Here is a 25,722-nt window from a genome sequence, read left to right on the forward strand (position 1 = left end):
CTCCCGAAAAATCCCCTTGCGCCGGGTCCGATTTTTGATCCGAAGGGTAGCGGGGATAACCGGCACCGTCTGAGAGCAAGCGTTTACAGTGACCTCCGCGCCGCTGTTGCCGACCTGCCACTAGAATCGGCAGGATTCGGGTTGCATCCCATGATACAAATGTTGATCAGGAACGCGACGTGGGCGGGCGAATCGGGGGACCGAGCATGCGTACCATTCCGGCTGTTGTTTTCTCCGCGGCCCTTGTCGCGGCAAGCCTTTCCAGCGTCGCATTCGCGCAGCCGAGCGGCGTGGTTTTGGCGGTCGTGCAGCAGTCGGAAGCCGACGGCAGCACCGGCAAGCGCACGCTTGAGATCGAGGCGCCGGTCTACGCCGGCGACCACATCATCACCGGCCCGACCGGCCAGGCGCAGGTCAAGTTCCGCGACGACACCAAGCTGGTCGTCGGTCCGAACTCGATGATGATCATCGACGCGTTCGTCTTCTCCGACAACGACACCGCCCGCAACATCTCGATCAACGCGGTCAGCGGCGCCTTCCGCTTCATCACCGGCAAGAGCCCGAAAGACGCGTATTCGATCACGACGCCGACGGCGACCATCGGCGTGCGCGGGTAGGGGCGCCGGTTGGTCACCTCTCCCTGAGGGAGAGGGCCTCGTCTCTTGAGAGCGAAGCGAACTAGAGACGAAGGGTGAGGGGTTAGGGACTTTTCACCCCAAGACTCCCATACCTAACTTCACCCCATTCGCCGAGAGACACCCCTCCCCAAAACCGCGATGCGGTTTTGGCCCTCCCACAAGGGGAGGGCTCATCCTCGCTGCGCAATCCGGACTCCGCTTTTTGAACCCTCCCCTTGTGGGAAGGTCAAACCGCCAAAGGCGGTTTGGGGAGGGGGTGTGTCTCAACGTCCGCCCGTTGCCACCAACGCGCACCGAGTGACGCCCCCCGAAAAATCCGCGGCGCGCCAACGTCGTTAACCGAGTCCTAAGGAAGAGGGTTAGCGAAGCGTAAACGCGTGATACCAAATTCGCTCCCTTTAGGAGATGCGGCGCCTTCGAACGGGAGATGCCGCGATGCTATTGCGCCGGGTGGTACTGGGTCTGTTGTTTGCGACCCTTGTGGGAGGCGGCACACCGGCCGCGATGGCAGCGCCGAGCGGGGTCGTCCTCGCCGTCGTCCAGTCGGCCCAGATTGACGGAACGACGGGCCAGCAGATCCTGCAGGCCGAGGCGCCGGTCTACGCCGGCGACAAGATCGTCACCGGCAACTCCGGCGAAGCGCAGATCAAGTTCCGCGACAACACCCATCTCGTCGTCGGGCCCAACTCCAATCTCGTCATCGACGCCTTCGTCTTCAACGACAGCGGCACGGCGCGCGACATCTCGCTGAACGCCGTCTCCGGCGCCTTCCGCTTCATCACCGGCAACAGCCCGAAGGACGCCTATTCGATCACCACGCCGACCGCGACCATCGGCGTGCGCGGCACCGAGTTCGATTTCGACGTCGACCGCCGGGACGGCACCACCCGCGTCGTCCAGTTCGAGGGCAAGACGCGCATCTGCACGCGCCGCCCGACCGACCCGGCGCAGTACGCCAAGTGGCGCCAGACCTGCGTCGAGGTCCAGGACGCCTGCGGCCTGTCGGTCGTGCCGCCGGACGAGGACATGGTTCACCGCGTCAAGGGGCGCGAGGATCGCAACCGCGACCTCAACTGGTACTTCCGCTACGTCCGCAGCCAGGAAGGCCTGATGGAGGAATTCCACGTCCACACCGGCACGTGCGGCAACATCGCGCTGACGGTGCCCGTTGAGGACAGCGGCGCCACGCCGCCGCCGCCGGAGCAGCCGACGCCGCCGACGGAGGAAAATCCGTGCCCGCCGCCGCCCCCGCGCCACTGCGAGGTCAAGCACGACCATCCGTGGAAGGGCATCCACTGGCCGCACAAGCCGAAGCACGTCCGCGATCCGTTCCCGCACGTCGAGCACGTCAAGTGGTTCAAGCATAAGGACAAGGACCACGAGCACGACCACGACCACGACGTCCGCCCCGGACGGAAGGGCGAGCACAAGCCGTTCCACTTCCACTTCGGCGACAAGCCGCAGCACATCGGCGACAGGCCCGATCACGACGGCGGGCCGTGGTTCAAGCACAAGGACAAGGACGGCCGCGACCAGCACGTCGCCTTCGACTTCCACGGCAAGGGCAAGGACAAGCCGCGTGGCGACGTCCGCGACGACGATCATCGCGACGAGCGCGGTCCGCATGGCCGCGACTGGAAGCACGGTTTCGACAAGCCCGACACCGACCACCGCGACCGCCCGCCATACGGCGACGATCGCGGCGGCAAGGACAAGGGCAAGGATTGGGGCCGCGACGGCAAGGATCGTGACGGCAAGGACCGCAACGACCGCAAGCCGCGTGGCGAGCAGGGCGAGCACGGCTTCCCGCCGTTCGGCAAGGACGACGACGACCGCCGCGGTCGCAACAAGGACGATCACAACACGGGGCCGTTCGACCATCGCGACCAGTACGACGGCGACGGCAAGGGCAAGGACCGAGACGGCAAGGATCGCGACGACCGTAAGCCGCGCGGCGAGCAGGGCGATCATGGCTTCCCGCCCTCCGGCAAGGACAAGGGCAGGGACGACGACCGCAGCAGTGGTCCGTTCGATCATCGCGACGGCCCGAAGGGTGACGACCGCAGCGGCGGCAACGATCAGCACCGCGACGGCCCGGATGGGAAGGGCAAGGACGGCGATCGCAACGCTGGTCCGCGCGATGACGGCCGCAACGGCCCGAAGGACGACGATCAGCACCGCGATCGTCCTGACCAGCACACCTCCGGCCCGAACGACCAGCACCCGTCGGACAACGGCGGCTGGCAGCAGGACCAGAAGCCGAACGGCGGCCGCGATGGCAAGGACCGGAACGGCGGCGACGATCAGCGCTACGGCGACAACAACCCGCCGTCGCATGACGACCGCACGCCGCCGGGCCAGCAGTCGCAGCACGATCAGCCGGACCAGCACGGCAAGCCCGACCAGTCGTCGGGCGGCCGCGACGGCAAGGACCGGAACGGTGACGACGATCAGCGCTACGGCGACAACAACCCGCCGTCGCATGACGACCACACGCCGCCGGGCCAGCAGTCGCAGCACGATCAGCAGCAGGACCAGCACGGCAAGCCCGACCAGTCGTCGGGCGGCCGCGACGGCAAGGACCGGAACGGCGACGACGATCAGCGCTACGGCGACAACAATCCGCCGTCGCATGATGACCGCACGCCGCCGGGCGGACGGCAGCACGATCAGGACCAGGCGCCGCCGGCGGACGATAGCCGCTACGCGCCGCCGCAGCCCGATGCGACGCCGCCCGCCGACCAGCAGCAGCAACAGCCGCCGGCCGAACAGCACGACGCGCCGCCGGCCGATGCCACGCCGCCCGCGGACGACAACCGCTACGCGCCGCCGGCACAGGATCCCGCGCCGCCGCAGACGGAACAGCATCACGACGATGCCGGCCCGGCTCCGGATCAGAACCCGCCGCCCGCGCAGCAGCCGAGCGACAACAACAACGGTGGCGGTGGCAACTGGAACGGCAACGGTGGCGGAAACGATCGCCCCGACCAGCACGACCAGCCGGACGATCAGCACCAGCCGCAGCCCGGCGACCGCAACGACGCGCCGAACGGCAACCCGCCCGGCCGCAACGACGATGGCAACGGCGACGACCATCGCGGCGACAACAGCTCGGGCGGCAACCCGAACCAGCAGGGCCAGAACGGCCAAGGCCAGAGTCAGGGCCAGCAGGGCCAGAATGGCCAAGGCCAGAACGGGCAGGGCCAGCAAGGGCAGGGCCAGCAGGGCCAGAGCGGCGGGCAGCAGGGCCAGCAGAACGGTGGCCAGAATGGCGGCGGCCAAAACGGCGGTGGTAACAACGGCAGCAACGGTGGCAACGGTGGCAACGGTGGTGGCCGCGGCCGCTAGCCGCCTTGGCGGGTGAAATAAAAAGGGAGGCCAAATGGCCTCCCTTTTTTCATCTGGGCGCGGGACGCAAACCACCTTGTTTCTGATCTGACGCGGGGGCCACCCCCCTCCGCTTCCCCCGCGAAGGCGGGGGTCCAGGTGGAGTGGCTTGATCCGGTGTCACGAGGGACCTGGGCCCCCGCTTTCGCGGGGGAAGCGGAGGAGGTGCGGCTTGCGGCTCCATCGCCGGCCGCGACCACCTGTATCCGGACGCCGGCGGCACCCCCCGCTTTCCCCGCGGAAGCGGGGATCCAGGTGGAGTGGCTTGATCTGGTGTCACGAGGGACCTGGGCCCACGCTTTCGCGGGGGAAGCGGAGGAGGTGCGGCTTGCGGCATCGCCGGCCGCGACCACCTGTATCCGGACGCCGGCGGCACCCCCTCCGCTTCCCCCGCGAAGGCGGGGGTCCAGGTGGAGTGGCTTGATCCGGTGTCACGAGGGACCTGGGCCCCCGCCTCCGCGGGGAAAGCGGAGGGGTGCGGCTCACGGCTCCATCGCCGGCCGCGACCACCTGTATCCGGACGCCGGCGGCAACCCCCCGCTTTCTCCGCGGAAGCGGGGATCCAGGTGGAGTGGCTTGATCTGGTGTCACGAGGGACCTGGGCCCCCCGCCGCCGCGGGGGAAGCGGAGGGGTGCGGCTCACGGCTCCATCGCCGGCCGCGACCACCTGTATCCGGACGCCGGCGGCACCCCCCGCTTTCCCCGCGGAAGCGGGGATCTAGGTGGAGTGGCTTGAGATCCGGTGTCACGAGGGACCTGGGCCCCCGCCTCCGCGGGGGAAGCGGGGGGTGCGGCTCACGGCTCCATCGCCGGCCGCGACCACCTGTATCCGGACGCCGGCGGCACCCCCCCCGCTTTCCCCGCGGAAGCGGGGATCTAGGTGGAGTGGCTTGATCCGGTGTCACGAGGGACCTGGGCCCCGCCTCCGCGGGGGAAGCGGAGGGGTGCGGCTCACGGCTCCATCGCCGGCCCGCGACCACCTGTATCGGGCGCGGGTCGCACCCACTCTCCGCTTTCCCCGCGGAGGCGGGGATCCAGGTGGAGTGGCCTGATCCGATGTCACGGTTTGCACGAGGGGCCTAGGCCCCGCTTTCGCGGGCGAAGCGGAGGGGGTGCGGCTCCGTCGCTGCCTCCATCGCCGGCCGTGACCACCCTCTGGCTATCCGGATGCGGGTCGCAACCATCCTCAGCTTTCCCCCGGGCAGGCGAAGACCCGAGAAGTGACGTGACGCCGGCGCCGCGATTGCGTGATGGACCTGGGGCCCCGCTTTCGCGGGGGAAAGCGGAGAGGAGGGTAGCTCTGAGTTTCAGCTTCGGCGCCGAGCGAGGCTTGGCCCGGCCGCGCGCGCCTGACGCCGGCGCGGAACGCGCCGGTACGATCGGAGCCCTAGGAAAAAGCCTCAGCCCAAAACTACGGCGTCCACGGCTCGTAGTCGGAATCGCCCGGCGTTGTCGGCTTGGCGCGCAGGATCGAGCCCGGCGGGCGGTAGGCCTGTGCCGTGCCGGTAAGGTTCGGCTGGTGTGGCTTCTGCCATTCGCGCGTTGCGTAGTCGCCCGGGGGATTGTCCTGCCGGAAGTGCATCCAGCCGTGCCAGGCGGCCGGAATCGCCGAGGCCTCGACGGGGCCGTTGTAGACAACCCAGCGCCGCGTGCCGTCGGTGTAGTAGCGGTTGCCGGCCTCGTCGGTGCCGACCGGCTTGCCCTTGCGCCACGTGTAGAAGCGCGTGCCGAGCGTCTGGCCGTTCCACCACGTGAAGAACTGCAGGAGAAACTGCTTCATGGGGACTCTGACTAGCCGATCAGGGTGTCGGTGTCCAAGGGAGGGGGGACGCGGCATTTGTCGCGCCCCATTTGAAAGAACGCCCACGGTTTGATGGTCAAACCGTGGGCGCCCGGAAACTAGAAGAACGACTTGCGCTGCCACCAGCCGCTGCGCTTCGGCCGGCTGGGGTCCTCGACCTCCGGCTCGGGCTTGGGCGCTGGCGGCGCCGGCTCGGCCGGCTGCTCCGAGCGCAGTTCGCTCGGCCGTTCGATCGGCTGCGGCGTCGTGTCGATCTCGTCCGGCAGCGAGGTCTCCGGCAGGTCGATGCGCCGCGGCGCCTCGAAGGCCGGCCGCGCGTCGAGCGTCGGCGTGGTGTCGATCTCGTCCTCGAAGGTGTCGCGGCGGATGAAGTTGCCGCTGGGTTCGAAGGGCGGCGGAGCATCCTGCCGCGGCGGGCGCGCGTCCATCTGCGGACGGTGCTCGCCGTTCTGCCGGTCGGCGTCGAACGGACGGTTCTCGCCCGGCGCGCCACCCTCGCCGTTGCGGCCGCGCCGACCGCGGCGACCACCGCGACGTCCGCGCCGACGCTTCCGCGGCAGGCCGTCGGGGCCAAGCTCCGTCGCGCCACCGCCGTTACCGCCACCGTTGAACGGCCGCTCGCCGCCTTCGCTGTGCACCGCTTCACCGTCGCCGGCTTCCGCCGCGATGGCGTCGCCTTCCGGGCGCGGCTCGCGCGGCTGGTCGTTGCGGAATTCGCCCTGCGGGCGCTGGCCGCCCTCGAAGCGCTCGCCGCCGCGTCCGCGGCCGCGCCGCCGGCGGCGTCCGCGCCGCTGGCCTTCGCCGCCTTCGCTGCCGCGCTCCTCGCCGCCGCGATCCTCGCCGATGAACTCACGCTCGCCCTGCGGCGCGTCGTTGTCCTCTTCGATCTCCTCGACGTTGCTCTCGCCTTCGACCTCGATGGCGTCGGCGACGTCCGGCTCGATCGAGGCCGGCGTCACCTGCGTGAACGTCGGCCGCTCGCGCACCTCGACCGGCTCGCCGCGCTCGATGACGAAGTGCGCGCCGTTGGCGATCGTCTCGTCGGCCGAAACCGTGATCGTCAGGCCGAAGCGCTGCTCAAGTTCGGCCAGCGTCGCGCGCTTCTGGTTGAGGATGTAGAGCGCGACCACCGTCTTGGTGCGGATGATAAGGTCGTGCGTGACGCCCTTGAGGAGCTGGTCCTCCAGCGAGCGCAGCACATGCAGCGCCACCGAAGCCGGTGCGCGGACATGGCCCGTGCCCTGGCAGACCGGGCACACCGACGTGGTCGACTCGAGCACGCCGGTGCGAATGCGCTGGCGGGACATTTCGAGCAGGCCGAAATGCGAGATGCGGCCGACCTGGATGCGGGCGCGGTCGTTCTTCAGCGCGTCCTTCAACTTGCGTTCGACCGAGCGGTTGTTCCGCTTCTCTTCCATGTCGATGAAGTCGATGACGATGAGGCCGGCGAGATCGCGGAGCCGGAGCTGGCGCGCGACCTCTTCCGATGCCTCGAGGTTCGTCTGGAGCGCCGTGTCCTCGATGTTGTGCTCGCGGGTCGAACGCCCGGAGTTCACGTCGATGGAAACCAGCGCCTCGGTCTGGTTGATGACGATGTAGCCGCCGGAGCGCAGCGTCACCTGCGGCGAGAACATCGCGTCGAGCTGCGTCTCGATGCCCGAGCGCGCGAAGATCGGCTGGCCTTCCTTGTACGGCTTCACGTTCTTCGCATGGCTCGGCATGAGCATGCGCATGAAGTCCTTGGCCTCGCGGTAGGCGTCGTCGCCGGCGACCAGGACTTCGTCGATATCCTTGTTGTAGAGATCGCGGATCGAACGCTTGATCAGCGAGCCTTCCTCGTAGACCAGCGTCGGCGCCGTCGACTTCAGCGTCAGCTCGCGCACGGTTTCCCAGAGGCGCAGCAGATACTCGAAGTCGCGCTTGACCTCGGCGCGCGTGCGCGAGGCGCCCGCGGTGCGCAGGATCACGCCCATGCCGGGCGGCACCTCGAGGTCGGACACGACCTGCTTCAGACGCTTGCGGTCGGTGATCGACGTGATCTTGCGGCTGATGCCGCCGCCGCGCGCCGTGTTCGGCATGAGCACCGAATAGCGGCCAGCGAGCGACAGATAGGTGGTCAGCGCCGCGCCCTTGTTGCCGCGCTCTTCCTTGACGACCTGCACCAGCAGAACCTGCCGGCGCTTGATCACTTCCTGGATCTTGTACTGGCGGGCGCGCGGACGGCGGCGCTCCGGCAGTTCCTCCAGCGCATCCTCGGCGCCGACCGATTCCACGACGTCGTCGCTGACGACATGGTCGCCGTCGTCGCGGCCGTTGCCGTTCGACTCGTTCGACGCTTCGCCGGCGCTGGCCTCGCTTGACGCAGCCACGGCGTGCTCGTGGTCGTGATGCTCGTGATCGTGGCCGTCGTGATCGTGCTGATGGTCGTGGTCGTCGTGCTCGCGATCGCCGTCGGCCTGGCCCTCGCCGTTGATCTCGGTCGGCTTCTCGTCGCCGGCATCGTCGGCCGGCGACTCGCTGACCGATGCACCTTCGCCGGCGTCGGCCGCCGCGGCGTCGCCGCCGTTGCGCCGTCCGCGGTTGCGCCCGCGGCCGCCGCGTTCGCGCTCAGCCGAACGTGCTTCGGCCTCCGCGATCTCGGCTTCCTCCGCCTCGATCAGCGCCTGCCGGTCGGCGACCGGGATCTGGTAGTAGTCCGGATGAATTTCGGAGAAGGCGAGGAAGCCGTGACGGTTCCCGCCGTAATCGACGAACGCCGCCTGCAGCGACGGCTCGACCCGCGTAACCTTGGCTAGATAGATATTGCCGCGAAGCTGTTTCCGGCTGGCGGACTCGAAATCGAATTCCTCGACGCGACTGCCGCGGAGGACGACGACGCGCGTCTCCTCGGGGTGGGCGGCATCGACGAGCATCTTGTTGGGCATGGAACCAAATCTCCACGGCCGCGCCCACTTAGCCGCCGTCGAGCGCTATGCGCCCGCAACGCGACACCACGGGAGGGACCGGCTTGTCTGTGATGGATGGGGGCGCGGGCACCGCTTGCCACCAGCGACACCTTCCCGCCGGCGGAAAACGCCGGGGCGGTGGTCGCGTGGGAGGGTGGCGTATGTCGGTGCATTGTGCGCCGTGGCTTTCATGTCGTGACCGGCCGGGGCGGATACAAGCTCCGGCCATTCGGCAGCGACCCCTTGCGCAGGGACGCAACACCGGCGGACATCGGGGTGGGCACTCCGGTTACCGCGCCGTATTCCAGCGCATGATCACGGCAGAACCGCCCGTTACACCTTGGCCCCCTTCCTCTGCGGCAACTCAAGCCACCCTTGGGAAGGCAGCCCAGACCACGGGAAAGTCTCACGGACAAAGATGAATTCCGTAAGTTTGTTGTAGGGGCGGGGCCGAGTCTTTGCAAGGTCGTGGATGGACTTGCCGCACGGCAATAAGCGGTTAACCAATCGGCCGGCATCCTCTAAACAGGGCGGGCATTGATGCGCCCTCGGACGATCAGGGGCGACGTCCGTGAACGAGGCTGAATGACTGTGTTTCCCGCCCTCGGGTGGCTTTTGCCAGCCCTGTTGGTCGCCCTGTCGCCGCTCCGTCCGGCCCTTGCCGAGGAAGCCGCGCCGGCGGCTGTCCCCTATGTTCTGGACGCCCGCGTCGTCGGCGACGACAGCAAGGTTCGGTTCGTGGCGGACATATCGGCGCCGATCGACGCCGCCGTCTTCGCGCTGGCCGATCCCTACCGCATCGTCGTCGACCTGCCCGAGGTCCATTTCGTGCTGCCCGAGATGGCCGGCACGACGGGCAGGGGACTGGTCTCCGCCTTCCGCTACGGCTTCATCTCCAAGGGCAAGTCGCGCATCGTCATCGACGTCACCGGTCCGGTGTCGATCGACAAGCAGTTCACGGTGCCGGCCGCGAACGGCCAACCGGCCCGCCTGGTCATCGAGGTGACGCCGACGACCAAGGAAAAATTCGCCGACGCGGCCAAGGCCTATCGCGACAGCCACGAGGTGGCGCTGGCCAAGACCGATGACAGCCAGACCGAAGGTGCCGCCGACCTGCCGCTGGTCGTCCTCGACCCCGGCCACGGCGGCATTGACTTCGGCGCCCGCGGCTCGAACGGCACGCAGGAGAAGGACGTGGTGCTCGCCTTCGCCAAGGTGCTGGGCGACAAGCTGGTCGCGACCGGGCGCTACCGCGTCGCCTACACCCGCCGCGACGACTCGTTCATTGCGCTCGGCGAACGCGTGCAGATCGCCCGCGACCAGCACGCCGCGCTGTTCGTCTCGATCCACGCCAACTCGTTCCCGGGAAATTCGGTGCGCGGCGCTATCGTCTACACGGTCTCCGACGAAGCCTCCGACAAGATGGCCGCGGATCTGGCGACATCGGAAAACCAGTCCGATGCGCTGGCCGGCATCGACATCGACCAGCAAGATTCCGATCAGGTGAAGGACATCCTGTTCGACCTGACGCGGCGCGAGACCCACAACTTCGGCATCGCCTTCGCCCAGGCGCTGGTGAAAAATCTCGGCACCGCGACACGCATGTTCAAGGTTCCGCACCAGCAGGCGAGCTTCAAGGTGCTGGAGGCCCCGGACGTGCCGTCGGCGCTGCTGGAACTGGGCTACCTGACCAACCCCGAGGACGAGAAGCAGTTGGCCTCGGCGGAGTGGCAGGGGAAGGTCGGCGACGCGATGGTCGGCGCGATCGACGCGTATTTCGGCAAGGCGACGGCGGCGGCCAGCGCCAAGCCGTAGGCTGGCCTGTTGCCGCGCGGCAACTCTCAGTAGCAATAATGTCCGTTCGCCGGTCGGTTGTACCTTCTCTGCGCCATTGGCTGGCGTGAGGAGTTTAATTCGCCGCTGACGGTGGTCATCGGCAACCATCTGATTTTGTTTGCCTATGCTCGACGCGGTCGGTCCGTTCGACCTCTGCTTGGCAAAGGGTTGCGGACGCCTGCAGCCGTATCGCATGTCTAATTTTTCCACACCCCCAAGTTGACCAAAAGAGAAACAGCGTCCTAGAGTTGTTCTCCGGCCAGGGACAACCAGGCCGGCGGGGCGCGGGCGTCACTTTCTTCAGTGCGACTTGAGCCTTGCAACGGCGCGCGGCCATCCCGCGCGGCGAACGCTGATTTTGCGCCCCGTCCAACAGGCCGGCGGCGGCAGAGGTCGAACGAACGGCGACCGATCAACAGGAGGGTCAACGTGAAAATTTCTTATGGAATACTGGCAGCGGGAGCCAGCGTGTGCACCCTGGTACTCGCCGGCTGCAGCCCCGGCGGAGGCGGCTTCGCCGGAAACGCTCGAGTGCTGGTGGCGACAACGGCCCTCAATGCGGGAACCGGCGCGGTAACTTCATTCAGCAATGCGACGACCGATCCCGATCGAGCCGCGCTGATCAATCGCAACCTGAACAACACCCCCAACGACCCCACCGACGACACCGTCACCGTCACGGTAAATCAGGGCGGCGCCATCGCCGGACCGAAGACGTTCGTCTACAATTCGACCACCGGTGTGGTGGCGAGCAACGCCGGGTACGCCTTCGCCGCGTTCAAGCCGACAAACATAAGCGACCAAAGCATTCTGATCGCGGGCGCCAGCGCCAGCGGCCAGAGCTTTGCTGGCCTCGAAGTGACGGTGGATTCGGCGACCTCGGCTACTGAAGGCGCGGGCTTCGGCGGCAACGCACTCTCCGGACCGGTTCCGACCGGCACGCTGACCTACGCCGGGGCGGCCGTCGGCGCAACGCAGGTGGCGGGCAGCAGCACGACCTCGGCTTATGGCGGAACATCGTCGATTGCGGCGAACTTCAGCAACGGCACGGTCGCAGGCACGCTCGACTTCACGGGCTCAACGGTCGACGTGACCTTCAACGGCGCGATGTCCTCCGACAAGGCGACTTACACCGGCTCGAGCTTCACGCTCGGCGGTCAGGCCGCTACCGGACAGGTCAAGGGCGGATTCTTCGGCCCGAACTACGTTGAGACCGCAGGCGTTTTCGATCTGCAACGGGATACGACGAAGGTCGGGGGTGTATTCGGCGGTCAGTTGCCACCGTAGAAATTTGACCCCTATGAATTTCTCGCGCGCCATGAACAGGAGGCTCCCGGGTCTCCTGTTTGCATTGTTTTTGCTGCTGCCATTCGCGGCGGCACACGCCGATAATTTTTCTACGCTGAAGAGCCTGATCGAAAGCGGCCGATACGATGCGGCGCGCGCTTTCGTCGCCAAGGCTTCGGCAGGTACTGCAAACGGCGCGCTGGAAATCGCCTTTGTCGATGCGCTCATTCTCAAGGTCGAGGGTCGCTACGACGAGGCGGCCAGGAGGATGCGCGCGATACTCTCCCGCAACCCAAATCTGACGCGTGTGCGTGGCGAACTCGCCGACACTCTCCTTCGGATGGGCGACACCGAAGGCGCCTCATTCAATTTCCAGCGTTTGGCGGACTCGAGTACCGACGCGCAGCAGCGCAGTTTCTATGACAGCTACCTGAACGCGATACGCCAGAAGCGTCCGTGGACCCTGGATGCATATGTCGCGCTCGCCCCAAGCACCAACATCAACAATGGCGTTAGCGGCGATACGGTGGTCATCGGCGGCGTGCCGTTCGACGCAGCGAGCCACGAAAGCAAAAGCGGCATCGGCGCCAGCTTCGGCGTGGCCGGGACCTACCGCTTCGACCTCAGCCCGAAGTGGGATTTGACCTTCGGCGGTCGCTCGAGCGGCAATCTCTACGCCGACTCGACGTTCGATCAGGTGTACGGCTCCGCGTTTGCCGAGTTCGCGTACACAGCGCCGAAGTGGCGCGTCGGCGTTGGCCTCGCCGGCGATCGCGCGGTGATGGGCTGGCGCGGATACAATTGGGACTACGGCCCACAATTGTCGTTCAGCCGCGATCTCGGACGCTTTGGCGGCGTCGTCGCCACGGCAGGCTGGCGGAAGATCGGCTACGATGACCTGACAGGCCTGAGTGGCGACGAAACTGATTTCGCCATCCGCTATCGCCAGAGCCTGACACCGTCCTCATCGTTCGGTCTCGGCTTCGCCTATTCAAGGGCAAATACGGACGCGACATTCAATGGCTATGACGGCTACAAGCCGTCGATCGAGCTCTACAAAGAATTGCCATGGGGAATGCTTGGCAGCGCCCAGGTGGCGTATCAGTGGCGGACCTACCGCGCCAATTTCCCGCTGACCGGACGGCCGCGCGCGGACGGCCAGTTGAGCATCGACCTCGCGGTTACCTTTCGTAATCTTTCATGGAAGGGCTTCGCGCCGAAGATCGAATACACCTACACACAGAACGACTCGAACGTGCAGCTCTATTCCTACAGGTCCCACACGATCGGCCTCTTTCTCAGCAAGAAGTACTAGGCGCGGGCCGGCAAGAATAGTTGCTGAAAAACAACGCGATCCGCGCTACTACCGACGCGAGCCACGGCGGCCCTAGTTTCTCCACAAACGCTGCCGCATAACCGCGGTTATCGGCCGGCACCGCGTTGCGTCGGAAAGTGCCGACTTCCGCCGGTTTTCGGTGCCATCGGCCGGACTTGTGGACACGATATGATACTACGACTCATCGGCTACCTTTTCGGGATCGGTGCCGTGCTCTTCCTTGCCGCTGCGGGTGCTGTTGCCTGGTACGTCTCGGGGATGACCCAGGACCTGCCTAACTACGACGTGCTCGCCAAGTACGAGCCGCCGGTGATGACCCGCGTCCATGCCGCCGACGGCCAGTTGGTCGCCGAGTACGCCACCGAGCGCCGGCTCTACCTGCCGATCCAGGCGATCCCCGACCAGATCAAGAACGCCTTCATCTCGGCCGAGGACAAGAACTTCTACCAGCACGCCGGCCTCGATTATCAGGGCATCGCGCGCGCCTTCCTGCAGAACGGCGAAGGCTACCTCACCGGCAACCGCAACCGCCTGGTCGGCGCCTCGACCATCACCCAGCAGGTCGCCCGCAACTTCCTCCTGACGCTCGACCAGACCTGGCAGCGCAAGGTGCAGGAAGCGATCCTGTCGCTGCGCATCGAGCAGGCCTACTCGAAGGACAAGATCCTCGAGCTCTACCTCAACGAAATTTTCCTCGGCCTCGGCTCCTACGGCGTCGCCTCCGCCGCGCTCACCTACTTCGACAAGTCGGTGCACGAGCTGACGCTCGCCGAGACCGCCTACCTCGCGGCGCTGCCGAAGGGGCCCAACAACTACAACCCGTTCAAGTATCCCGACCGCGCGCTCGAGCGCCGCAACTGGGTGATCGACCGCATGGTCGAGAACGGCTACGTCAGCGCCGCCGACGGCGAGAAGGCGAAGAAGGATCCGCTGGGCGTCAAGCTGCGCACCACCGGCCCGACGATCTTCGCCGCCGACTATTTCGTCGAGGAAGTGCGCCGCCAGCTTTCGTCCATGTTCGGCGAGAAGACGCTGTACGAGGGCGGCCTGTCGGTGCGTACCTCGCTCGTCCCCGCCATGCAGGTGATGGCGCGGCAGGCGCTGGTCGACGGCCTCACCGCTTACGACACCGGGCTTGGCTGGCGCGGTCCCGTGCAGCACGTCGACGACATGTCGGGCGACTGGGGTCCGAAGGTCGCGGCGGTGACGCCGCTTTCCGACCTCACCGACTGGCGCCTCGCCATCGTGCTGAACGTGTCGCCCGACCAGGCGCAGATCGGGCTGCGGCCCGACCTCGCGACCGGGACGACCAAGGTCGACGCCGCCCGCGACATCGGCGTCATCCCGTTCAAGGGCACCAAATGGAAACTGGTCGCGGCGGCGGCCGGCCAGAAGGGCACCGCCGTCAAGGCGATGGGCGATCTGCTCCACGTCGGCGACGTCGTCTACGTATCGCCGGCCGACGGCGCCGCCGGCGCCTACAATCTTCGCCAGGTGCCGCAGGTCGAGGGCGCGCTGGTCGCGATGGACCCGCACACCGGCCGCGTGCTCGCCATGGTCGGCGGCTTCTCCTATGCCGAAAGCCAGTTCAACCGCGCCACGCAGGCCTATCGCCAGCCGGGCTCCTCGTTCAAGCCGTTCGTCTATTCGGCCGCGCTCGACAACGGCTACACGCCGTCGTCGGTGATCATGGACGCGCCGATCGAGATCGATCAGGGTAATGGGCTGGGCATGTGGCGGCCGGAAAACTACTCCGGCGAATACTACGGCCCATCGACGCTGCGCACCGGCATCGAGCTGTCGCGCAACGTCATGACCGTGCGCCTGGCGCAGGACATGGGCATGCCGTTGATCGCCGAGTACGGCCGCCGGTTCGGCATCTACGACAACCTCTCTCCGGTGCTGGCGATGGCGCTCGGCGCCGGCGAGACGACCGTGCTGCGCATGACCGCCGGCTACTCGGTGTTCGCCAACGGCGGCCGCGAGGTGCGCCCGACGCTCATCGACCGCATCCAGAACCGCTACGGCCAGACCATCTTCAAGCACGAGGATCGCGTCTGCGAGGGTTGCGACGCCGACAGCTGGCACGGGCAGGACGAGCCGCAGATCGTCGACAACAGCGAGCAGGTGCTCGACCCGATGACCGCCTACCAGATGACGTCGATGCTGGAAGGCGTGGTGACGCGCGGCACCGGCACGGCGGCCAAGGCGATCGGCAAGCCGGTCGCCGGCAAGACCGGCACCACCAACGACCAGAACGATGCGTGGTTCGTCGGCTATTCGCCCGATCTCGTCGCCGGCGTCTTCATCGGCTACGACAAGCCGAGGAACCTCGGCGAGGGCGAGACCGGCGGCTCGCTCGCCGCGCCCGTGTTCACCGAATTCATGCAGCAGGCGCTCGCCGACAAGCCGCCGATCCCGTTCCGCGTGCCGCCGGGCATGAACTTCATCCCGATCGACCGCCACACCGGCCTGCGCGCCGAAGCCGGCGACCCGGGCACGATCCTGGAAGCCTTCAAGCCGGGCACCGCGCCGCCGGATACGTATTCCATCATCGGCTACACCGACACGATGGGCCGCCCGCTGACGGTGGCGCCGGAATCGGACCGCGCCGTGATCTCGGGGACGGGCGGGCTGTACTAGCCTCGTGAGCCAGCGCCGACGGTACGCCGCGGGTTTGTCCTTGATCGGGCTTGTCGCGACGGTGCTTGGCGGCTCTTCCGTGCCATCGGCCGCGCAGGCGTGGGATGAAAACAATGGCGTCGGTTTGGCAAGGGAAATTATCGACAAGTGCCTGGCATTCCCGGCCACTGCTTCCGCTGAACGATGCTGGAAGCAAACAATCGATGGCTGCGCCGATGACATGCCGTCGCATGGCAACCAGCGTGAGCTGAATTTTTGCTCCGGGCTCGCGCGCCTGGCTTGGGGGCAAAGAATGGCGGAGGCTTACGAGCGGGTACTTAGAGTCGCGCCGGTCGCTGACCGACCCGCCTTCATACAGGCGAATGAAAATTGGCGCGCGTGGGCGGACGGCTTTTGCGCGCCCTACCGGAACTTCTCAGGCACTATCGCCGCCCTGCTTTTCAACACTTGCCACGGCAAGCATGCCGCGCAGTGGAGCGAGGATCTCGAAAACTTCGCGTGGTGGTACGACCACTAGCGACCTCACGCTCCGTCAGCCCGCGATTCGAGCGCCCCTCAATCGCTGCCGGTCTCGATCGGCAATCCCGCCTGCGCCCATTCGATGATGCCGCCGCCGAGCACGTAGGCGTCGGCGTTCCTGGCCGCGAGCCGCGCCGCGTGGACCCGCGTGCGGTTGCCGCTCTGGCAGAAGAAGACCACCGGCTGGCCTTCCGCCGCCGGGATGTCGCTCGCCTCGAATTCGCTGAGCGCCACGTTGACCGAGCCCGGGATGCGCGCCTGCGCGAATTCGCCGGCCTCGCGCACATCGACCATCAGCGCTCCGCCTTCCATCAGTTGCGCGGCGGCTTCGGCATCGATTGTTTTCATGGCGCTTGCATATAGGTCGCGGCGGGCGCGAGATCAGGGGACAGGGCGGGCACTCGCATACGCTTCGGAGAAGAAAAATGCCACTCGGCAAACGCAAGTTGGGGTCGCAGGGCCTCACCGTATCGGCGATCGGCCTCGGCTGCATGGGCATGAGCCAGTCCTATGGCCCGGCCGACGAAAGTGAATCGATCGCCACGCTTCATCGCGCCATCGAACTGGGCTGCACCTTCCTCGACACGGCCGAGGTCTACGGCCCGTACACCAACGAGGAGCTGCTCGGCCGCGCGCTCAAGGGCCGCCGTGCCGAAGTCACCATCGCCACCAAGTTTGGTTTCCGGCTCGAGGCAGGGAAGCAGAAGGGCACCGACCGCGACAGCCGCCCGGCGACCATCCGCGCCGCCGTGGAAGGTTCGCTTCGCCGCCTCGCCACCGATCACGTCGATCTGATCTACCAGCATCGCGTCGATCCGGCGGTGCCGATGGAGGACGTCGCCGGCACGGTCGCCGATCTCATAAAGGAAGGTAAGGCGCGCTATTTCGGACTGTCCGAGGCCGGTGTCGCCAACATCAGCCGCGCCCACGCCGTCCATCCTGTGTCGGCGGTGCAGAGCGAATACTCGCTGTGGGAACGCAACCTCGAAGGCGACGTGATCCCGGCGCTGCGCGAACTGGGCATCGGCCTGGTGCCGTTCTCGCCGCTCGGCCGCGGCTTCCTGACCGGCGAGGTCAAGCGCGCCGAGGAATATCCGCCGAACGATCACCGCCACACCGATCCGCGTTACGTCGGCGCCAACTACGACGCTAACGTCGCGGCGGCGAAGGTCGTGCGCGACATCGCGTCGGCCAAGGGCGCGAAGCCCGGCCAGATCGCACTCGCCTGGGTGCTGCACAAAGGCGACGACATCGTTCCGATCCCCGGCACCAAGCGGCGCAAATATCTGGAAGAGAACGTCGCCGCGGCGGACATCAAGCTGGGGCCCGCCGACATGCAGGCACTCGACGCGGCGCTGGCGCCCGGCAAGGTCTCCGGCAAGCGCTACAACGACCGCACCATGGCGACCATCGACCGATAGCCATAGCGGCGGCGGGCGAGGGTGGTTTACACACCGCCCGCCGCCGCCTACATAGCCGCGATCATGCGCCCCGAAATCCAGACAACCGTCGACGAGATCCAGCAGGTGACCGGCCTGCTGAGGAGGCATCTTTGACTGGGATCGCGCCAAGCAGCGCCTCGCCGAGCTGAACGCTCAGGTCGAGGGCCCCGACTTCTGGAATTCGCCGGAGAAGGCGCAGAAGCTGATGCGCGAGCGCCAGCAGCTTTCCGACGGCATCGCTGCGGTGGAGAAATTCGAGCGCGAGGTTGCCGATCAGGTGGGCCTGATCGAACTCGGCGAGGCCGAGGGCGACGCGGCAATCGTCGAGGAAGCCGAGGCGACGCTGAAGGCGCTCCGCGCCGAGGCTGAGCGCCGCCAGATCGAGACGATGCTGTCCGGCGAGGCCGACGGCAACGACGCCTATCTTGAAATCCACGCCGGCGCCGGCGGCACCGAGTCCCAGGACTGGGCGGCGATGCTGATGCGCATGTACACGCGCTTCGCCGAGCAGAACGGCTACAAGGTCACGATCCTCGAGTATCACGATGGCGAAGAGGCCGGCCTGAAGTCGGTGACGCTGGAGGTCAAAGGACCGAGCGCCTACGGCTGGCTGAAGACCGAGTCCGGCGTCCATCGCCTAGTGCGCATCTCGCCGTTCGACAGCCAGGCGCGGCGGCATACGTCGTTCGCCAGCGTCTGGGTCTATCCGGTCATCGACGACACCATCAACATCGAGATCGACGAGAAGGACATCCGCGTCGATACCTACCGCGCCTCGGGCAAGGGCGGTCAGCACGTCAATACCACCGACTCCGCGATCCGCCTGACGCACATCCCGACCGGGATCGCCGTTGCCTGCCAAAGCGAACGCTCGCAGCACAAGAACCGCGCCACCGCCTGGAAGATGCTGCGCGCGCGGCTCTACGAACTCGAGATCGAGAAGCGCGAGGCGGCGGCGGCGGTGGAGTCCGCCTCCAAGACAGACATCGGCTGGGGCCACCAGATCCGCAGCTACGTGCTGCAGCCGTACCAGTTGGTGAAGGATCTCCGCACCGGCGTCGAAAGCACCGACCCGCAGCGCGTCCTGAACGGCGACCTGCTGCCGTTCATGGAGGCTTCGCTCGCGCAGCGCATCGGCGCCGACACGGAAGCCGCTGCCGCGACCTAGTTTGCCGCTCGTCCCCTTTGTCGGCAGGTACGGGATTTCTCCTCCTCCTCGCTCAACCCCGATTTCGCCGGAAGAGCGGAGATAGAGAGGAAGCCGCAGCGACCTAATTGGCGCTGTCGTGCAGCCCGTTGCCGTTCGGTGCCCGGCGCACCTTCGCGCTCGGCTTCGCCGGGGCGCGCGTCTCGTCAAATTTCTTCTGCGCGCTTTCCACCCGCTCGGCATTCTTCAGCGCCCATTCGCTGAGCGCACTCACCGGGACCAGCAGGTCGCGGCCGAGGCTGGTCAGCGCGTAGTCGACGCGCGGCGGCACGGTCGGGAACACCGTGCGGGTGACGAACCCGTTGCGTTCCAGCGCCCGCAGCGTCGTCGTCAGCATCTTCTGCGAGATCGAGCCCAGCGCCCGGCGGATTTCGCTGAAGCGGCGCGGTCCGTTGCTGAGGTCGCGCACCACGAGCAGGGTCCATTTATCGCCGACCTGCGCCAGAAGGGCGCTGATTCGGCGGCAGGGTTCAGTGAGGTGCAGGGAACCCGGTTTCATAAAGGTGCCTCCTTGTCGGCCGGCGTCAGGCGGTCACTTATCGCCTGTCACACACTTTTCTATACCACGCCCTCAAGGACAGCGCCTCACCATGCTCAAAATCGGAATTTTCAGCGGCACGACCCGTCCGAACACCCGCGGCGAGACCGTCGCCAAATGGGCCCTCGACATCGCCAAGGCCCGTCCGGCCGCCGATGTCAGTTTCGAGTACGTCGATATTGCCGACTACAACCTGCCGAACCTCGACGAGCCGCTGCCGCCGTCCATGCTCAAGTACGAGCATGAGCACACGAAGAAGTGGTCGGCCAAGGTCGCATCGCTGGACGGGTACGTGTTCCTGACCCCGGAGTACAACCACAGCTTCTCGGGCTCGCTCAAGAACGCGATCGATTTCGTCTATCACGAGTGGACCAACAAGGCGGCCGGCTTCATCAGCTACGGCACGACCGGCGGTGTCCGCGCGGTCGAGCACCTCCGCGGCGTCATGGCCGAGCTGCAGATCGCGGACGTCCGCGCCCACGTCTCGCTGTCGCTCTATACGGACTTCGAGAATTTCTCGGCGTTCAAGCCTGCCGAAAGCCACAAGGCCCAGGTCAACTTGATGCTCGATCAGCTTACGTCGTGGGCGACCGCGCTGAAGGGCGTGCGCGAGAAGGCGGCAGCGGCCACCAAGGCCGGCTAAGCCTTATCCTGGCGTGCCGCCGGCTGCGGCCATCAGCGGCGCCAGTTCCTTGCCGGCCTTTATCCAGATCATCGGGTCGATGGCAGCCCCGTCGACCCGCACCTCGTAGTGGAGGTGCGGGCCGGTGGAGCGCCCCGTGGAACCGGTGTGTCCGATGATCGCGTCCTTCGCGACGACCTGGCCGACGACGACGTCGATCTCCGACAGGTGGCCGTAGCGGGTCGTGATGCCGTTGCCGTGGTCGATCTCGACCATGTTGCCGTAGCCGCCGCTGTACTCGGCGGTGATGACCGTGCCGCCGGCGGTGGCGCGCGCCGGGAAGCCGGAGGGCGCGCGGAAATCGACGCCGGTATGCATCGCCGGGCGCCCGAGGAACGGATCGAGGCGCGCGCCGTAGCCGCTGGTGATCGGCGAACTCATCGGGCGGGTGAGGGGGAGCTGCCCGACGATACGGCGAACCGCGCCGAAGCGCTCGATCTCGCCAGATATCAGATCGACGCTGGAACGGAAGGTGTCGGGATCGGCGTCTTCGTCGATCTCGACGAGCGGCCCGCCGACGCCATCCTCGGTGGCGGCGCGCGACGGCGGCACCCGCTGGCCGAGGCCCTTGAGGATGTTGGCGATCTTGTCGGTGTGCTGCGACACGCGCGACGCGATCGTATCGACGTAGGCGACCTGGTCCTTGGCGAGCGCATCGAGCGATGCATCGACCGCGGCCAGTTGCGCCTGCGGGCTTTTGGCGGCGACGTCGGGCTGATCGCCGGAGCGCAGGCCCGCGAAGGCCAGCGGCAGCACGCCGGCCTGCACCGGCGCGATGCTGCCGGTGGTCTGGTCCTTGTCGACTTCCGAATCGGCCGGGCCGTTCAATTCGTCGTCCTGCGGGTCGTCCGGCGTGGCGTCGGCGGCGGCCGGCGCTGGAATGTCGGTCGGGTCGATGCCGGCGCGCTTCGCCGCCTGGCTGAGGCCGGCGATCGAGTCCTGGCGCGCGTCGAGCGCCGCCTGGCGGCCGGAGAGGCGGTCCATCTCGGCCTCGACGGCTTCCTGGTTGAGGAGCTGGCGGCTGGTCAGCCGATCGATGTCGGCCCTGAGCGATGCGATTCGGTCCTCGTAGGCGTGCTGCATCCGCCCCTTCGAGGCGATCGAGGCGGCAAGCAGATCGTCGCGGAAGACCAGGTAGCCGGTGGCGGCGAGATACAGGAGCCCGAACACCAGCGCGGTGCCGCCCACGACGGCGATAAGCCACGGCCGTATCGTGAAGCTCCGCACATTCTCGCCCTGGGCGATAATGATGCGATGAGGCGGCTTACGACGGGCGAAGGAATGCGAGAAGGGAATTCCGGCAGCCATTACGCACTCTCACCGATTGTTGCGCTTCGCAAGAAACCGATGAGGCGATTAGACCCGGTTAAGGTTAACAATCCCTAACGGATCAGCATTTCTGCGGGGTTCAGAGGGCCTCGGCGGCTGCCAGAACCGCCTCGACATGGCCGGGAACCTTCACTTTGCGCCATTCCTGGACGATCCGGCGGTCCGGTCCGATGAGGAAGGTCGCCCGCTCCACGCCCATGTATTTCCGCCCGTACATCGATTTTTCGACCCACAGGCCATAGGCCTCGATGGCCTGTTTCTCGGGGTCGGCGGCGAGGGTGATTCCCAAGGAGTGTTTCGCTTTGAATTTGTCGTGCGCCTTCACGGTATCGGGCGAGACGCCGATGACGACCGCGCCCGCCTTGGCGAAGGCCTTGGCGGACTTGGTGAAATCGATCGCTTCCAGCGTGCAGCCGGTCGTGTCGTCCTTGGGATAGAAGTAGAGGACGACCTTCTTCCCCTTGAGGGCGGAGAGCTTGATCCGGCCGCCGCCGTCGGTTTCGAGATCGAAATCCGGGGCGAGTTTCGCCTTGGTCGCCGTCGTCATGATGTCCTCGTCTTTTCGTGCGCTGCTGCGACTGTGTCACTGCGGCCATGGCGACGCCAGCCGCCCCTCGCCTTGGCCCCGGTTCCTGATTATGAAGGGCAGGGCGACGTGATCGGGCGTCGAGTCCGCGTGAGGGAACCGCCGGCGAGGGCGTCATAAACCTGAATCTGCGCCTTAATCAGCATCCCTCCGAGCAGGCCAGCCGTCCGCTGCGCCAGCGGCCGCCGCGCGCGCGCCTGGCGGTGCGCGTTGCGCTGATCGTTCTCCTCGTGCTGGTCATCGCCGCGCTCGGCGGGACGCTGATCCTGCTCACCGGCCCGACCGAATTCGGCATCGTGCGCGAGCGCGTCGCCTCGATCATCCGCCAGAACCTCGGATCGGCCTACGACGTTTCGGTCGGCCGCGCCGTCGTCGACCTCGATCCCGTGCTCGGGCTGACCGTTCGCGTCGACGACATCGACGTCAAGGATGCCAACAAGTCGGTGGTCGCGCACGTTCCCTCGACCCGCTTCGCCATCGATCCGTACGCGCTGATCGGACTGCGCGTCGAGGTGAAGCAGGTCGAACTGTCGAGCCCCGAGATTTCGTTCGCGCGCGGCGCCGAGGGCTCGATCTACCTCGGCACGGCGGATACGCCGGCGCCGCAGCGGCCGGCGACCGCCGCGCCGACGCCGTCGCCGGCCGAGATCGACGCCGCCGACGGCGGCTTCCCCGATCTGCTCGCCGCCCTCTACCTCATGGATCGCGGCATCGAACCGCAACTCGAAGGCGCCATCAACGCCGGCTTCGAGCGCTTCGCCGTCGTCAACGGCACCGTCAACCTGTCCGCCAACGGGCAGGAGCGCCGGTTCCCCGGCACCGACCTCAACGTCGCCCTCGACAAGACGACCGCGGCGCTGAACGTAACGCTGGCCACCTCCGGATACGGCGGCCGCTGGACGGCGACCATCGACCGCGCCGTCGATGCGAGCTCAGGCAGCCACGTCATGTCGGCGGTCTTCTCCCAGCTCACCATCGCCGACATCTTCCCGACGCTGGGCGACGACGACTCGCTGCTCACCGCCGACATCCCGCTCTACGGCCGCGCCAACATCCGCTTCGACAAGAACGGCGCCGTCGAGGATGCCGACGCCCGCCTCGATTTCGGCGCCGGTATGATCCGCTTTGGCGAGGATCGCGACTCCGTGCTGCTCGACGAGGCGACGGTCAAGGTCCACTGGGACGTCCCCAGCCGCTCGATGATCCTCGATCCGTCGACGTTCTACTTCGGCCAGAGCCGCGGCGTCGTCACCGGCCGCGTCTTCCCCGAAGGCGACGCCGCCGACCGCCGCTACGGCTTCGAGCTCGAGTCGCCGGGCGCGATCCTGGCGCCGGAGGATTCCGGCGAGCCGCCGATGATCGCGCAGCGCATCGCCGTCAACGGCGTCGTCGACATGAACGCCAAGGTGCTGAACATCGAGAACGCCGTCATCCAGGCGCAGGACGCGGCCGTCGCCGCCGCCGGCAGCCTCGGCTTCTCCGGCGTCACGCCGTCGCTTGCCATGGCCGCGACCTTCTCGCCGATGGACGCCGGCGCGCTGAAGCAGATGTGGGTGCCGCTGATCGCGCCGGGCGCGCGCCGCTGGGTCATGCAGCACGTCAGCGCCGGCCATCTGGTCTCGGGCCGCTTCGAGGCATCCATCCCCGCCGGCGTGCTGTGGACCGGCAAGCGCCCGGTGCTGCCGGACGACGCCATGCGGCTCAACATGCAGTTTGCCGGCGCCGCCTTCTCGACGTTCGGCAAGCTGCCGCCGATCGTCAACGCGTCCGGCAATATCGTGGTTTCCGGTTCGACCGTCGGCATCGACCTCGAGAAGGGCGAAGTGAAGGTGCCCTCCGGCACCGTGTCGGTCGACAACGGCGCCTTCGCCGTGCCCAACACGGCGAAGCGGCCGGCCGACGGCATCATCGAGGTTCAGCTTTCCGGCAATGCCGCAGCGCTGGCCGAGGTCGCCGACTCCGATCCGATCCGCGCCCTTGCCCGCCGCAAGTTGTCGCCGGGCGATCTCTCCGGCACCGGCACCGCCAACGTCTCGATCCGCCTGCCGCTCCGCGACGGCATCACCGACGCCGACGTCGACTGGAAGGTCGTGGTCAAGACCGACGACGTCGCCAGCAAGAAGCCGGTCGAGGGCCGCAACGTCAGCGCCGCCGACGTCGCCATCACGGTCACCCCCGACGACGTCGCCATCTACGGCAAGGCCAAGATCGACGGCGTCGGCGCCGACGTGTCGATGTCGTTCCCCATGGGCCCGGGCGGCGCCGACAGCGCGCCCGGCGACCGCCGCGTCCGCCTGCTGCTCGACGAGGAGGCGCGCAAGCGCTTCGGCGTCGGGCTCGACGAGGTGCTGTCCGGCACGATCAGCGCGCTCGTCACCGACGCGCCGAACGGCGGCGGCCAGCACTACGACCTCGACCTCCGCCGCGCCCGCGTCATCCTGCCAGGCATCGGCTGGACCAAGGGCGTCGGGGTGCCGGCCTCGCTCACCTTCGACGTCAAGCCGGCCAACGCCGGCTACGACGTGCAGAACGTGGTGCTGACCGGCGACGGCTTCGGTTTTGCCGGCTCGGCAAAACTCGACGAGACCTACAACCTGCAATCCGCCGACATCACGCGCATGTCGCTCCACCCGGGCGACTCGGTCGCGCTGAAGCTGACGCGCGGCAAGAGCGGCTACGCGCTGACGGTGCGCGGCGACTCCTTCGACCTGCGCGGCATGATGGACCACGTCCGCGACAAGAACGACCAGTCCGGCGGCTTCCCGGATCTCGCGCTCGACGCGCGCATCGATCGCCTCATCGGCTTCAACCAGGAGGAAGTCGACAACGCCGCGCTGACGCTGGTCTCGGTCGGCGGCGAAACGCAGAAGGTTACCTTTGCCGGCAAACTCGGCGGCGACGACATCTCGCTGGGCTTCGCCGTGCAGCCGAACGGCACGACGCTTCAGGCCAACGCCAACGACGCCGGCCGGCTGCTGCGCTTCACCAACGTCTACACCCACGTCGATGGCGGCACGGTCGCGCTGACCGGCAAGGCGGCGCGCTCCGGCCCGCTGCTCGGCACGCTCGAGATCAGCGGCTTCAACGTCAACAACGAGCCGGCGCTGAGCAAGGTGATCGCCGCCGATCCCAGCCAGCCGGCGACGGCCGCCAACCTGCGGACGGTCCACTTCGACCGTATGGTGGCGCGCTTCCGCCGCACCGATCACGTCATCGCGGTCGAGGACGCGCTGCTCTCGGGCGACGCGGTCGGCGCGACCTTCTCCGGCCGCTACGATCTCGCCGCGGCGCAGGTCGATATCACCGGCACCTACCTGCCGGCCTATGCGCTGAACAACCTTTTCACCAAGATCCCGATCATCGGGCTGGCGCTCGGTGGGCCGGGCGAGGGCCTCTTCGGCGTCACCTTCCGCGTCGCCGGGCCGATCGCGCAGCCGGAGGTGTTCTTCAACCCGCTCTCGGCGGTGGCGCCCGGCATCTTCCGCAAGATTTTCGAGTTCCAGCGCCCGTCGCAGTAGTCGGCGGTTCGATTGAGGGCGCGCGCGC

17 protein-coding genes are annotated in these 25,722 nt (G+C 67.2%); 11 read left to right on the top strand and 6 right to left on the bottom strand.

The window, feature by feature from the left end; all coding sequences use genetic code 11:
• The first annotated feature begins 206 nt into the window (after window positions 1-206).
• Together WDM94_08045 and WDM94_08050 are read left to right on the top strand one after the other, a co-directional pair.
• Window positions 207-617 carry a FecR domain-containing protein gene (locus WDM94_08045; protein MEJ0012563.1) on the top strand — a complete coding sequence of 137 codons (411 nt, stop codon included), beginning with the start codon at window positions 207-209 and terminating at the stop codon, window positions 615-617.
• Window positions 618-1,142: 525 nt separating this feature from the next.
• Complete coding sequence (locus tag WDM94_08050; protein MEJ0012564.1) at window positions 1,143-3,986, top strand: FecR domain-containing protein; 2,844 nt, start codon at window positions 1,143-1,145, stop codon at window positions 3,984-3,986.
• A 1,450-nt stretch (window positions 3,987-5,436) separates the two neighbouring features.
• Here the strand turns inward: WDM94_08050 and WDM94_08055 are convergent.
• Both WDM94_08055 and WDM94_08060 read right to left on the bottom strand, forming a co-directional pair.
• Window positions 5,437-5,805, bottom strand: coding sequence for an NADH:ubiquinone oxidoreductase subunit NDUFA12 (locus tag WDM94_08055; protein MEJ0012565.1), 369 nt, complete (start codon window positions 5,803-5,805; stop codon window positions 5,437-5,439).
• Window positions 5,806-5,924: 119 nt separating this feature from the next.
• Complete coding sequence (locus WDM94_08060) at window positions 5,925-8,750, bottom strand: ribonuclease E/G (protein MEJ0012566.1); 2,826 nt, start codon at window positions 8,748-8,750, stop codon at window positions 5,925-5,927.
• Window positions 8,751-9,386: 636 nt separating this feature from the next.
• On the opposite strand from WDM94_08060, the gene WDM94_08065 reads away from it, so the two are divergent.
• From WDM94_08065 to WDM94_08085, 5 genes are all read left to right on the top strand, one after another.
• Window positions 9,387-10,586 (top strand): N-acetylmuramoyl-L-alanine amidase, encoded by a 1,200-nt coding sequence (locus WDM94_08065; protein ID MEJ0012567.1) that lies wholly within the window; start codon window positions 9,387-9,389, stop codon window positions 10,584-10,586.
• Window positions 10,587-11,036: 450 nt separating this feature from the next.
• Entirely contained in the window at window positions 11,037-11,894 is an 858-nt protein-coding gene (locus WDM94_08070) for a transferrin-binding protein-like solute binding protein (GenBank protein ID MEJ0012568.1), read from the top strand.
• A gap of 13 nt (window positions 11,895-11,907) precedes the next feature.
• The gene (locus WDM94_08075) at window positions 11,908-13,209 is read left to right on the top strand and encodes a porin family protein (protein ID MEJ0012569.1); all 1,302 of its coding nucleotides are present in this window, start codon (window positions 11,908-11,910) and stop codon (window positions 13,207-13,209) included.
• A 192-nt stretch (window positions 13,210-13,401) separates the two neighbouring features.
• Window positions 13,402-15,873 carry a penicillin-binding protein 1A gene (locus tag WDM94_08080; protein ID MEJ0012570.1) on the top strand — a complete coding sequence of 824 codons (2,472 nt, stop codon included), beginning with the start codon at window positions 13,402-13,404 and terminating at the stop codon, window positions 15,871-15,873.
• Window positions 15,874-15,913: 40 nt separating this feature from the next.
• A complete protein-coding gene (locus tag WDM94_08085; GenBank protein MEJ0012571.1) occupies window positions 15,914-16,390 on the top strand; it encodes a lysozyme inhibitor LprI family protein in 477 nt (158 codons plus the stop codon).
• 38 nt (window positions 16,391-16,428) lie between these two features.
• On the opposite strand, the gene WDM94_08090 is transcribed toward WDM94_08085, so the two are convergent.
• A complete protein-coding gene (locus WDM94_08090) occupies window positions 16,429-16,740 on the bottom strand; it encodes a rhodanese-like domain-containing protein (GenBank protein MEJ0012572.1) in 312 nt (103 codons plus the stop codon).
• Window positions 16,741-16,817: 77 nt separating this feature from the next.
• On the opposite strand from WDM94_08090, the gene WDM94_08095 reads away from it, so the two are divergent.
• Together WDM94_08095 and prfB are read left to right on the top strand one after the other, a co-directional pair.
• The gene (locus WDM94_08095; protein ID MEJ0012573.1) at window positions 16,818-17,813 is read left to right on the top strand and encodes an aldo/keto reductase; all 996 of its coding nucleotides are present in this window, start codon (window positions 16,818-16,820) and stop codon (window positions 17,811-17,813) included.
• 63 nt (window positions 17,814-17,876) lie between these two features.
• Window positions 17,877-19,002 (top strand): peptide chain release factor 2 gene (prfB, locus tag WDM94_08100; GenBank protein MEJ0012574.1). Its coding sequence is split into 2 segments (ribosomal slippage): window positions 17,877-17,945 and window positions 17,947-19,002, totalling 1,125 coding nucleotides; the frame shifts between segments, so codons are not numbered across the junction.
• 103 nt (window positions 19,003-19,105) lie between these two features.
• On the opposite strand, the gene WDM94_08105 is transcribed toward prfB, so the two are convergent.
• A complete protein-coding gene (locus WDM94_08105; GenBank protein MEJ0012575.1) occupies window positions 19,106-19,540 on the bottom strand; it encodes a helix-turn-helix domain-containing protein in 435 nt (144 codons plus the stop codon).
• 91 nt (window positions 19,541-19,631) lie between these two features.
• Between WDM94_08105 and WDM94_08110 the strand changes: the two genes are divergently transcribed.
• Entirely contained in the window at window positions 19,632-20,222 is a 591-nt protein-coding gene (locus tag WDM94_08110; protein MEJ0012576.1) for an NAD(P)H-dependent oxidoreductase, read from the top strand.
• Between the two features lie 3 nt (window positions 20,223-20,225).
• Here the strand turns inward: WDM94_08110 and WDM94_08115 are convergent, their stop codons facing one another.
• Together WDM94_08115 and WDM94_08120 are read right to left on the bottom strand one after the other, a co-directional pair.
• Window positions 20,226-21,569: a M23 family metallopeptidase gene (locus tag WDM94_08115; protein ID MEJ0012577.1), complete on the bottom strand. Its 1,344-nt coding sequence runs from the start codon at window positions 21,567-21,569 to the stop codon at window positions 20,226-20,228.
• 100 nt (window positions 21,570-21,669) lie between these two features.
• Window positions 21,670-22,137: a peroxiredoxin gene (locus tag WDM94_08120; protein MEJ0012578.1), complete on the bottom strand. Its 468-nt coding sequence runs from the start codon at window positions 22,135-22,137 to the stop codon at window positions 21,670-21,672.
• A 242-nt stretch (window positions 22,138-22,379) separates the two neighbouring features.
• Between WDM94_08120 and WDM94_08125 the strand changes: the two genes are divergently transcribed.
• Window positions 22,380-25,694 carry an AsmA-like C-terminal region-containing protein gene (locus WDM94_08125; protein ID MEJ0012579.1) on the top strand — a complete coding sequence of 1,105 codons (3,315 nt, stop codon included), beginning with the start codon at window positions 22,380-22,382 and terminating at the stop codon, window positions 25,692-25,694.
• Window positions 25,695-25,722: the final 28 nt, after the last annotated feature.

It is taken from the genome of Bauldia sp. (genome assembly GCA_037200845.1).
In the GTDB taxonomy this organism is placed as follows: domain Bacteria; phylum Pseudomonadota; class Alphaproteobacteria; order Rhizobiales; family Kaistiaceae; genus DASZQY01.